This window comes from Klebsiella sp. OBRC7 (assembly GCF_000293135.1).
GTDB classification, from domain to species: Bacteria; Pseudomonadota; Gammaproteobacteria; order Enterobacterales; family Enterobacteriaceae; genus Klebsiella; species Klebsiella michiganensis.
Genome location: NZ_ALNJ01000127.1, coordinates 1 through 4,985 on the forward strand (window position 1 = coordinate 1; position 4,985 = coordinate 4,985).

The window sequence follows — 4,985 nt, forward strand, 5'->3', positions numbered from 1 at the left end:
AGTCTATGGCTCTTGAAAAGGCCCATAGTGGTAGTAAAAAAATGACCTTTGGTGAGAATAGAGATCTTGAAAGAGTGGTCGCTACTCCAGCTTCATCAGGTAAGAGCAAGCGTGTTAACGTCAATTTTGATGAGGTGAAACATACCAGATTTAAAGCTGCTTGCGCGAGAAATGGAACTTCAATAACGGATGTGATTAGCAAGCTTGTAGATGACTGGCTTAAAGAAAATGAATAATTGAGATCTAAGCAGTGATAGAATTTCACTGCTTAAATGAAGTCAATGCCGGGTGATGCCGCTGACGTCTTGTTCGGGCAGTAAAGCGTGTCCAGTGGGTGTCATCAGTTTCTCTGTTGCCAGATTGCCGTAATAAGGCTCGTTGATGGCGAACGGCGACGTTTTAATGAAAGCCGAGATATGCCGGCAGTACTGGTGCTCTCCGCGCAGCTTCTCTGCTGCGCGTTCTGCATGCTGGCAGACGGCCTGACGCATGGCTTCATACGTTGTGACGCGTTCTCCGAAAGAACGACTGCAGACAATCTGCTGTTTGGGCGGGGGCGCTTCTTCCAGCGAGATGCACGGCTCTCCGTTCAGTTCACGAACCGTTCTCTCCAGTACCACATTGAAGTTTTTCCGGATGAAGGTCGGATTCGCGCGCGCCAGCTGCAGCGCGTTGGTGATACCCATTGTCCCCAGCGTCTTCGAAATTCTCCGGCCCACGCCCCAGATTTCTTCCACCGGCTGCAGTGAGAGCAGTTTCTCCGTCCGGCGGGGATTGCCCGGGGTCAGGGCCAGCACGCCACCAAATTGCGGCCATTCTTTTGAAGCCCACTGGGCTGACTTCGCCTGCGTTTTGGTAGGGCCCATACCGACACCGATGGTGAGTCCCGTACCGTTGCCAACATGGACACGCAGCTGCTGGCCGAAGTCTTCAAAGTCAATGCAGCTGTTGATGCCCCGGATATCCAGAAACATTTCATCGATTGAATACTGTTCCACGCGTGGCGCCAGCTCTTCCAGATGAGTCATCACCCTGGCGGACATCGAGGCGTACAGCTCATAGTTACTGGAGAACACGTGCAGCTTCTCAGGGAACTGCGCGTCCTTCAGCCGGAACCACGGCACCCCCATTTGAATACCAAGACGTTTCGCTTCTTTTGAGCGGGCGATAACGCAGCCGTCGTTATATCTGAATGCCACTAACAGTTAGTAATATTTAAATGATTGTTTTAAATATATATTTAATTACTAACTTTTTCTGCGTGTTAGTTCTTGGAGGGATGCTTTAGTTAGCAAGTTATAAATAGGCGAACGCTCAGTCACCATCCGTTGTGTGCCAGAAGCGGAACTTGCTTACATCGTGCTATGTTAGTTTACTGGGAGCAGGTCAGCGGCTCTTTTCGTCTTGCAGAAGCTTCCTGTATCGCTCGTATTGCGCACTCTGAGTTAAGGACCGTATGACTACAAATCAGTTTTATGAACTCTATCGCCATCTCGGCACATTACGAACCGATGCCAGCAATATTCATCTCGTTATCGAGAAACTGACTCTGTTGTGCCGCGAAACAAAAACATCGTCATCCCCAGAAGAATGCCTGCTTGCCGCAGACAACTGCCTGCATGAAATCAGCAATTCTGCTTCACTTTTTGCAGTCGCTCTCTCCTGCTGGCTTACGGATGATGAGTACCATGGACTCGCGAAGGCCCTTGCAGATAAGGCAAGTGTGAACCACTTACAGGCGGAAAACCCACTGGCGTATGACCTTTCCTCTCTGGATGAATCACGCGCCATCCTGGCGGCATGCAGACTCTGCGCACTGCATGTTTCCCCAGCCATCTCGCTCGGCTGGGCCTTAAGCCTGGCAACCGCACACCCAGCAAGTGCCCCGGCACTAAATGCGGCAAGAGCACTCGTGCTGCATCACATGCAGGAGTATCCATGGACCACGCTGCGACTACTTTCCAGCCTGAAATCTCCGTTTACCTCGCTTGAAATAGCTAAAATGGCGCTGGCTCAACTGGAACAACAGCAAAATCATCTGAATGTACTACCAGTGCTTCGTGAGTTTGCAATGCCTCCCGAGATGCGGCTGATGTATGCTAGTCTCAAGCGCAGTGAGAATCGTGATATTCAACGGCACTCAGAAGAAAAATCCATTTTTGGCCAGCTTTTCACGAAGCAGTATTTCAAGTACGCCAGCAAAACTGCGTTAGAATTTTCTGTCGGTGACGACGTCAAAGAAACCACGTTGGAAATGACACCCTTCCAAGTTGAAGTTGAGTTACCCATCACCTGGCGCACCGATCCTCTTTCCGGTGAACTGACCAGAAAAAGATTGTGGAAAGGAAAGCTGAAATGAGTATTCAATTGGTTCTATCCCATTATCTGGCGGGGCTGCGTGAGCGCAATGAGCTCGATGTACTGCTGCCAGAGTTGCTCAAAGCTATGGGGCACAATGTGCTCAGCCGTCCACAGGTTGGTCCAGGGCAGGCTGGTGTTGACGTGCTATCGACCAAAACGGGGGCAGATGGTATTGATGAGGTTTATGTTTACATCATCAAATTTGGCAACGTCGGACGGGCTGATCTTTACGGTGGGCCTCAGTCTATTGATCCCTCTATCCGTGAGGCCTGCAATGACTTCCTCAGAAATCGTTTACCGGAACCACTCAAACCGCTGCGCAAGCGGATCGTTCTGGTATCCAATGGCGTCCTGCTTCAGGAAGCTCAGGCCGGTTTTGCAGCGCAGACGGCAGACATCGCAACACGCCCGCTTTGCAGTTTAGAATTCTGGGGCTCCGATCAGCTCACACCTTGGATAGAACAGTACCTTTTTGATGAAACATTACTGCTGGCGCGAGGAAAATCTGACCTGCGAGCGGCCCTGGCTGGCCTTGAGGAGTCAGGTTCGGCTACAAGGCGGTTTACCCGCTTTGTCGATGCCTGTTTTGAAATACAGGCCGACGAGTCGGAACAAAGTGCTGCAACGCAAAAGAAAAAGTTTTTAAGACGATGTGCCGCAGCTTCAATGGGCTGGGCGATCCTGCTGGTCTGGGGAAAAAGCGAAGGCAATTTAAAGCCTGGGGTAGTTACCGGCGAATATCTGATACTGCGTATCTGGGCAGAGGCGGTAAAACTGGAATTGCATGCCGACCACGCATTTGCCGACCGGTTTGAAAACTTGGTTACGCTGCATATACAGGCTCTGGTGGACTACTTTGAAAAGGTAATGCCAACCTTGGAGTCACCACGAGCAGTCCTACGCTGGCGCCCTGAGCGAGTCTTCTACCTGGAGCTTATGTTTGAGGAATTGGGGCGCCTGTCCACCCTCCTGCTATTGCTCCAGCAAAAGCCAGGAGAGGAGGCATTTCGAACGACTATCCGCAACGCCATCATTTATCTGGTCAATCAGCATTCGGGGGTACTGCTTCCCCTTTATGACGGGCACACCATCGACCTAACCCTGCTCTTTTGCGCACTGATGGGCGAGTCAGACTGGGACAATACGCGGATGATTGCAGGAGAAGTTGTGGCCCGACTTCACCATGCGCTGAGAACAGATTGTTATCTGCCGGTTGACACCGACTCTCAGGAAGATGCTATTGCCCTCGACAGAAACAAGGCTGAGAGTCGTGATTTCTTCCAGACCTCAACGTTGGTGCCAGCACTCGCTACTGTGACGTCACTGCTCGGTGATGAAGAAGCCTTCCAGTCTCTACGGGATAAGGTCCTGCCACTGATGAAAGGGGTAACACTCGAACGCTGGTTCCCTACAGCACTACTCGAAAAACTCAGCGGATCGACACTGGGAATCCACAGCGTCGGTATTTCCAAGGCATTGTCTGGCCTCAGACCTTCAGCAAAGGAGGAAGCCGAGGCGTCAATTAATACCTTTGACGATGCAGCAGCCCCTTCAGATTTCAGATGGTACTGTAACTGGCAAATCCTGGTTGCGTTGTCGGCACGCCTGTACCGACACCCACTACCTACGTGGTTTATTAGTGAATACAGCCTGACAGAACCCTCTGATGATTAGTGCCCACTGAATCGCCTCAGACCATTAAGAATAAGATGATATGAACAACATAGATTTAACTAACGTTTCTTACCACTCAGATCGTTGTTGCTCAGTACGACAACCGGTTTACCCCGCAGGTCAGGGCGAAACACCTTCTCGCAGCTGGCATAGAACGAATTGACGTCGGCCAGGGCAAACATCAGTCCGCGCCGCGCGTCTTATGGATAAACGCGGTCACCACACCAAAAATCTGCAGCGTCTCCGGGTCAGGGTGAAGGGCAGGGTAGGCCGGGTTCATGGGCTGCAGTACAGGACGGGGCGTCAGCAGAAGCCGTTTGACGGTAAATTCTCCCTCCATTTCGGCGATGACAATGTCCCCGTGCACCGGCTTCTCTGCCTTGTCGACGACCATCAGGTCGCCTGAGTTCAGGCCAATATCGGTCATCGAGTTGCCGATAGCCCGGACAAAATAGGTGGAGGCCCGGTGCCGGATGCAGTACTCGTTCAGGTCCAGCTCCGCTTCCGTGTAATCTGCCGCCGGTGAAGGAAAACCGGCGGCGCAACGCTCGGTAAAAAGGGGGAGGGTCATGACCCCGGGTTCCAGGGAGGCAGCAATAAACTTCATCTTTAGCGTCTCATTAACTGTGTTTATATGGGTCTTCCCTTGTTGTGGTGGCTGAAGGCATGATAATGGTGTATTTAATCGCCAGAGGTCACCGCCATGGACGAAAAGTCCCTCTACGCTCATATTCTCAATCTGTCCGCTCCGTGGCAGGTAAAGTCCCTTTCTCTCGATGAAAATGCCGGTTCTGTTACTGTCACTGTTGGGATCGCTGAAAACACCCGGTTAGCCTGTCCGACCTGCGGTAAATCCTGTTCTGTTCACGATCACCGTCATCGTAAATGGCGCCATCTTGATACCTGCCAGTTCACCACCATTGTCGAAGCCGATGTTCCCCGCATTATGT

The 4,985-nt window shown here is 51.6% G+C and carries 5 protein-coding genes and 2 pseudogenes; 4 read left to right on the forward strand and 3 right to left on the reverse strand.

All coding sequences use genetic code 11. From position 1 onward, the window contains the following. The first annotated feature begins 5 nt into the window (after positions 1–5). Positions 6–236 carry a plasmid partition protein ParG gene (locus HMPREF1144_RS24130; protein WP_032743917.1) on the forward strand — a complete coding sequence of 77 codons (231 nt, stop codon included), beginning with the start codon at positions 6–8 and terminating at the stop codon, positions 234–236. Between the two features lie 93 nt (positions 237–329). Here HMPREF1144_RS24130 and umuC read toward each other — a convergent pair. After that, positions 330–1,190, reverse strand: a pseudogene (gene umuC / locus HMPREF1144_RS24135) (translesion error-prone DNA polymerase V subunit UmuC); the annotation flags it as partial. Positions 1,191–1,456: 266 nt separating this feature from the next. Between umuC and HMPREF1144_RS24140 the strand changes: the two are divergent. Further along, positions 1,457–2,359, forward strand: coding sequence for a hypothetical protein (locus HMPREF1144_RS24140; RefSeq protein ID WP_009654261.1), 903 nt, complete (start codon positions 1,457–1,459; stop codon positions 2,357–2,359). After that, on the forward strand, positions 2,356–4,035 hold the full coding sequence (locus tag HMPREF1144_RS24145; protein ID WP_009654265.1) for a hypothetical protein: 1,680 nt from the start codon (positions 2,356–2,358) through the stop codon (positions 4,033–4,035). The genes HMPREF1144_RS24140 and HMPREF1144_RS24145 overlap by 4 nt, the downstream gene beginning before the upstream one ends. Positions 4,036–4,115: 80 nt before the next feature. Here the strand turns inward: HMPREF1144_RS24145 and HMPREF1144_RS24150 are convergent. Both HMPREF1144_RS24150 and umuD read right to left on the reverse strand, forming a co-directional pair. Continuing rightward, positions 4,116–4,217: pseudogene (locus HMPREF1144_RS24150) on the reverse strand (hypothetical protein); the annotation flags it as partial. After that, a complete protein-coding gene (umuD, locus tag HMPREF1144_RS24155; protein ID WP_032743916.1) occupies positions 4,217–4,642 on the reverse strand; it encodes a translesion error-prone DNA polymerase V autoproteolytic subunit in 426 nt (141 codons plus the stop codon). The pseudogene HMPREF1144_RS24150 and the gene umuD, both read right to left, overlap by 1 nt. Before the next feature lie 96 nt (positions 4,643–4,738). On the opposite strand from umuD, the gene HMPREF1144_RS32030 reads away from it, so the two are divergent. Beyond that, on the forward strand, positions 4,739–4,985 hold a 247-nt coding region (locus HMPREF1144_RS32030), incomplete at its 3' end, for an ISL3 family transposase (protein WP_009654259.1).